Source organism: Sphingopyxis sp., assembly GCF_036402335.1.
Taxonomy (GTDB): Bacteria; Pseudomonadota; Alphaproteobacteria; order Sphingomonadales; family Sphingomonadaceae; genus Sphingopyxis.
This window is the reverse complement of sequence record NZ_DASWTD010000569.1, coordinates 1-5,612: the sequence shown is the minus strand read 5'-3', so window position 1 is coordinate 5,612 and position 5,612 is coordinate 1. Positions and strand designations below refer to the sequence as shown.

Below are 5,612 nucleotides of genomic sequence, written 5' to 3'. Positions count from 1 at the left end.
CACCACGTCCGAAATGCGAACGACCATCGGCAGGTCGGCGGCGTCCATCGGCCGCCACCCCGCCGCGCCGCTCATCGCGCGTCGCCGGCGAACGGCGCGACCACCTCGGCCGTGACGCGCAGCGGCCGCCCGCTCGCCTTGTCGAGCAGCGCCCAGACGGTGCGCGCGCGGACATGCACCTTCCCGTCCGCGCCGGTGAACTCCATAAAGCGGTCGAATTTCGCGCCCTGCGGCTTGTCGGCGACCCACGTCCGCGCGGTCACCGTCTCGCCCGGGCCGAGCGCGCGGAGATAATCGATCTCGTGCCGCACCACGACCCAGATATAGGCGTCCTTGTGGTTCTGCGGCGCCGCGGCGTCCCAATGTCCCGTCGCAACCTGCTGAATCCACTGGACCCAGACCGCATTGTTGACATGGCCGAGCTCGTCGATGCTCTCGGGCGTCGCCGTGAGTTCGAGCGCAAATTCCCTCATGCGAGCTCGACGGTGGTCACCATATAACCCGCATCGCGGAGCGCCGCGACGAGGCTGTCGAGATGCTCGCGGTCGCGCGCCTCGCACTCGATGTCGGTGATCAGCCCCTTCGCGGGCAGCGTCGTGAAGATGCGCTGGTGATAGATTTCGATGATGTTGACCTGCTTCTCGTCGAACAGCTTCATCACCTTGAACAGCGCGCCCGGACGATCCTGAAGCCGGATGCGGAGCCGCGCGATGCGGCCCGAGCGCGCAAGGTCGCGCAGCAGCACGTTCGCGAGCAGGCGCGTGTCGATATTGCCGCCGGTGAGCACCAGCCCGACCTTGCGCCCCGCAAACTCTTCCGGATGCGCGAGCATCGCCGCGAGGCCAGCCGCACCCGCGCCCTCGACCACCGTCTTCTCGATCTGCAGCAGCAGGCTCACCGCGCGTTCCAGATGGCGCTCGGCGACCAGCACGATATCGTCGTTGAGTTCGGCGACGAGCTTCCGGGTGTAGGCGCCCGGCTCCTTGACCGCGATGCCTTCGGCCAGCGTGTCGCCCTCGCACGCCATGTCGACGCCGTTCAGCTCGGCGTACATCGACGGATACAGCTCGGCCTGCACCCCGACGAGGCGCATGTCGTTCTTGATCCCGCGCGCCGCGGTGCCCATGCCCGCGAGCAGCCCGCCGCCGCCGATCGGCACGATCAGCGTGTCGAGTTCGGGCACGTCCTCGAGCATTTCGAGCGCCACCGTCCCCTGTCCCGCCGCGACATGCGGATGGTCGAAGGGATGGACGAAGGTCAGCCCGCGCTCGACCTCCAGTTCGCGCGCATGTGCATAGGCATCGTCGAACGTCTCGCCGTGCAGCACGATCGTCGCGCCGTGGCTCGCGGTCTGCGACACCTTCACCTGCGGCGTCGTGCTCGGCATCACGATCGTCACCGGCACGCCGAGCCTTTTGCCGTGATAGGCCAGCCCCTGCGCATGATTGCCTGCCGACGCGGCGATCGCGCCGCGCGCCTTTGCCTCGTCGCTCAGCAGCAGCAGCGCGTTGAGCGCGCCGCGCTCCTTGTACGCCGCGGTGAACTGCAAATTCTCGAACTTCAGCCACACCTGGGCGCCGACCAGCTCGGACAAGGTCTGCGAGTGCAAGGTCGGCGTCCGCACGACCGATCCGTTAATTCGCTCCGCCGCCGCGCGCACATCGTCCAATGTGATCGCCGAAAAATCGGCGGCGGGGGTCAGGGTGAGTTGATCAGTCATAACGATAGGCGCCCTAGCCCATCTGGCGCGCGAAGCAAACAATGCTATGGACCGCGCATGAGCGAACAAAAATTGCGCATCTCTTTCATCGGTACCGGCGTCATGGGCGGACCGATGGCGGGCCATCTCGTCAAGGCGGGGCACACCCTCACCGTTTACAACCGGACGCGCGCCAAGGCGGATGCCTGGACCCGCCAGCATGGCGGCACGGCGGCATCGACGCCAGCCGAGGCGGCGGCGGGCGCCGACGTCGTCCTCACCTGCGTCGGCAACGACGACGATCTCGCGCAGGTGACGCTCGGCCGCGACGGCGCGTTCAAGGCGATGCGAAAGGGCGCACTGTTCGTCGATCACACCACCGTTTCGGCGCGCATCGCGCGCCAGCTGTCGGTCGAGGCCGAAGGGCTCGGCCTCCTCTGCCTCGACGCACCTGTCTCGGGCGGCGAGGCCGGCGCGCAGAACGGAACGCTCTCGATCATGTGCGGCGGCAGTCAGGCCGCGTTCGACGCGGCAGCGCCAGTAATCCAGGCCTATGCCGCGCGCATGGTTCACATCGGCGGTCCCGGCGCGGGACAGACGACCAAGATGGTCAACCAGATCGCGATCGCGGGCGTGGTTCAGGGCCTCTCCGAAGCGCTGCGTTTCGCGCAGGCGTCGAAGCTCGACACCGACAAGGTGTTCGAGGCGGTCTCGGGCGGCGCCGCGGCGAGCTGGCAGATGCTAAACCGCTGGGGCACGATGGCGAAGGACGAGTTCGACTTCGGTTTCGCGGTCGACTGGATGCGCAAGGATTTGGGCCTCGCGCTCGAGGAGGCGCGCGTCAACGGCGCGACCTTGCCCGTCGCCAGCCTCGTCGACCAGTTCTACGCCGACGTGCAAAGGGCCGGCGGCGGCCGCAAGGACACCAGTTCGCTCGTGACGAGGCTCCCGAAATGAAGCGGCTCCTGCTGACCGCACTGGCGCTCTCGGTCGCCGTCCCCGCGCACGCCGACACGCTTGTCGACAATGTCAACGGCATCACGCTCGACAAGGACGGCCAGCTCGTCCGCTTCACCGGGCTCGTCATCGATACGCAAGGCAAGGTCAAGCAGCTGCTCGACCGCAAGGACAAGCGCCCCGAACGCCCCGATTTCAAGGAGGACGGCAAGGGCCGCACGCTGATCCCCGGCCTGATCGACGCGCACGGCCATGTCATGGGGCTTGGCTTCCAGCTCATGCTGCTCGACCTTTCCGAAACGAACAGCCTTGCCGAGGCGCAGGCGGCGATCCGAAAATATGCCGCCGACAACCCCGAAATGCCGTGGATCATCGGGTCGGGCTGGAACCAGGAGAAATGGGGCCTCGGCCGTTTTCCGACCGCCGCCGACCTCGACGCCGCGGTGCCGGGCCGTCCCGTCTGGCTCGAACGCGTCGATGGCCACGCCGGCTGGGCGAACACGGCGGCGATGACGTCGGCGAAAATCACTGCCGCGAGCAAGGCGCCCGAGGGCGGCCGAATCGAGATGGCAGGCGGCAAGCCGAGCGGGGTCTTCGTCGATGCGGCGATGAGCCTTGTCGAAGGTGCCAAACCCAGGCCGCTCGCGCGCGACCTCGACCGCGCGCTGTATCTGGCGCAGCAGAAACTGCTCGAACAGGGTATCACCGCGATTGCCGACATGGGCACGAGCATCGCCGACTGGCAGGCGTATCGCCGCGCGGGCGACAAGAAACAGCTCGCGGTCCGTATCCTCTCCTACGGCGGCGACATCGACAATATGACGCTGATCGCCGGACCGGAACCGACGCCGTGGCTCTACGACGACCGCCTCCGCATGGTCGGGGTGAAGCTCTATCTCGACGGCGCGCTCGGATCGCGCGGCGCATGGCTCAAGGCTCCGTACGCCGACGCCCCGGGGCAAAAGGGCCTGCCTTTGCTCACCCCCGCGCAGCTTCGCAACAAGATGGTTCGCGCGTCGATGGACAAGTTCCAGGTCGCGATCCACGCGATCGGCGACGCCGCCAATGCCGAAGCACTGGCGGCGATCGCCGACCTCACCGCCGACCTGCCCGGCGAGCGCCGCTGGCGTATCGAACATGCGCAGGTGATCGACCCCGCCGATATCCCGAAGTTCGCCGAGCTCAAGGTCATCGCCTCGATGCAGCCGATTCACCAGCCGAGCGACCGGGTTATGGCCGAGGCGCGGCTCGGCCCGCAGCGGCTCAAGGGCGCCTATGCGTGGCGCAGCCTTGAAAATGCGGGTGTCCGCCTCGCCTTCGGTTCGGACGTCCCCGTCGAAAGCGCGAATCCCTTCCCCGGCATCGCGGCGGCGATCTCGCGCACCGATGCCGCGGGCCAGCCCTTCGGCGGCTGGCATCCCGAGGAGATCGTGACGCGCGAAACCGCGCTCGACGGCTTCACGCGCACTGCGGCTTTCGCCGGCTTCGCCGAGGACCGGATCGGGACCTTGATGCCCGGAATGCGCGCCGACTTCCTGATCGTCGACGCCGATCCCATGCTCGCGAGCCCCGACGAGATTCGCCGCATGACTCCGCTCGAAACATGGATCGGCGGCTATCGCTATTACAAGAAGAAGGAGGGCGCGACCGTTGGCCGGTGACGTGCCGAGCCGCCGAGCGCTGATGACCGGCCTTGCCGCGCTGCCCGTCGCGGCGGCCGCTGCCGCAGCCGAGCGCAAGGAACGCCGCTCGAAAAAGCGCAAACCCGCCAAGCCCAAGGTCCAGCATGTCGACGTCGCGATCATCGGCGCGGGCGTCTTTGGCGCCTGGACCGCATGGCATTTGCTCCGCGCGGGCAAGTCGGTGCGCCTGTTCGATGCCTATGGCGCGGGCAACGCGCGCGCCTCGTCGGGCGGTGAAAGCCGCGTCATTCGCATGGGATATGGCGCCGACACCATCTATTCGGAGATGGCGCGCGATTCGATCAAATATTGGAAAGACCTGTCCGACAGCGCGAGCGCGCCGATCTTCCACAACACCGGCGTCCTCTGGTTCGCGCCGCAGGGAGACGCCTACACCGCGCAGTCGCTCGCGTGGTTGCAGGCGAACCGGGTCGGGCACGAACATGGCGACGTCAGCTGGCTCCAGAACAAGTACCGCCAGATGCAATTCTATCAGGGCGAAACCGGCATCCTCGAAACCGAGGCGGGCGCGCTGATCGCCGCGCGCGGGGTGCAGGAGCTGATCGCCGACGCGCAGATCGAGGTCGAGCGCGTCGTCATGCCCGCGCCGCTCTTCTCGAAAAAGACCAAGCGCCACACGCTGCCCGACGGCGGCACCGCCGATCATCTCGTCTATGCCGCGGGCCCGTGGATCGCCGAGCTTTTCCCGCAGCAATTGATGAACAGGATCGTCGCGACGCGGCAGGAAGTCTACCATTTCGGAGCGCCGCAGGGCGACGGCCGCTTCGCGCCGCCCGAGCTGCCGGTCTGGGCCGATTTCAACAACGGCCGCATCGTCTATGGCATCCCCGACCTCGAAGGCGCGGGATTCAAGATCGCGATCGACGCCCATGGCCCGGTGATCGACCCCGACACGATGGAGCGCCAGCTCTCGCCCGGGGGCATCGCCGAGGCGCGCGCCTATATGCAGCGCCGCTTTCCCGGCCTTTCCAATGCGCCGCTGCTCGGCGGGCGCGTCTGCCAATATGAGAACAGCTCGAACGGCGATTATCTGATCGACCGCTTTCCGGGGCAGGAGCATGTCTGGCTTGTCGGCGGCGGATCGGGCCATGGGTTCAAGAACGGTCCCGCGGTGGGGAAACGCGTCGCGGCGCATATCCTCGACGCGAATCTCGCGGTCGAACCGCGCTTCAGCTTCGCGACCAAGGGCACGGTGGCGGCGCGGACGGTGTTTTAAGGAGTCTGTGTCCCTGCGAAGGCAGGGACCCATCTCC

General features: G+C 67.4%; 5 protein-coding genes. 3 read left to right on the top strand and 2 right to left on the bottom strand.

What is annotated here, in order from left to right:
- Nucleotides 1-71: 71 nt before the first annotated feature.
- Complete coding sequence (locus VGD20_RS18490; protein WP_331135846.1) at nucleotides 72-473, bottom strand: acyl-CoA thioesterase; 402 nt, start codon at nucleotides 471-473, stop codon at nucleotides 72-74.
- On the bottom strand, nucleotides 470-1,720 hold the full coding sequence (locus VGD20_RS18485; protein ID WP_331135845.1) for a threonine ammonia-lyase: 1,251 nt from the start codon (nucleotides 1,718-1,720) through the stop codon (nucleotides 470-472). Before VGD20_RS18485 ends, VGD20_RS18490 begins: the two co-directional genes overlap by 4 nt.
- A 57-nt stretch (nucleotides 1,721-1,777) precedes the next feature.
- Between VGD20_RS18485 and VGD20_RS18480 the strand changes: the two genes are divergently transcribed.
- Genes VGD20_RS18480 through VGD20_RS18470 form a run of 3 tightly spaced genes read left to right on the top strand, consistent with a single transcriptional unit; the run spans nucleotide 1,778 to nucleotide 5,575 of the window.
- The gene (locus VGD20_RS18480; protein ID WP_331135844.1) at nucleotides 1,778-2,656 is read left to right on the top strand and encodes an NAD(P)-dependent oxidoreductase; all 879 of its coding nucleotides are present in this window, start codon (nucleotides 1,778-1,780) and stop codon (nucleotides 2,654-2,656) included.
- The gene (locus tag VGD20_RS18475; RefSeq protein ID WP_331135843.1) at nucleotides 2,653-4,317 is read left to right on the top strand and encodes an amidohydrolase; all 1,665 of its coding nucleotides are present in this window, start codon (nucleotides 2,653-2,655) and stop codon (nucleotides 4,315-4,317) included. The genes VGD20_RS18480 and VGD20_RS18475 overlap by 4 nt, the downstream gene beginning before the upstream one ends.
- A complete protein-coding gene (locus VGD20_RS18470; protein ID WP_331135842.1) occupies nucleotides 4,307-5,575 on the top strand; it encodes an FAD-dependent oxidoreductase in 1,269 nt (422 codons plus the stop codon). Before VGD20_RS18475 ends, VGD20_RS18470 begins: the two co-directional genes overlap by 11 nt.
- Nucleotides 5,576-5,612: the final 37 nt, after the last annotated feature.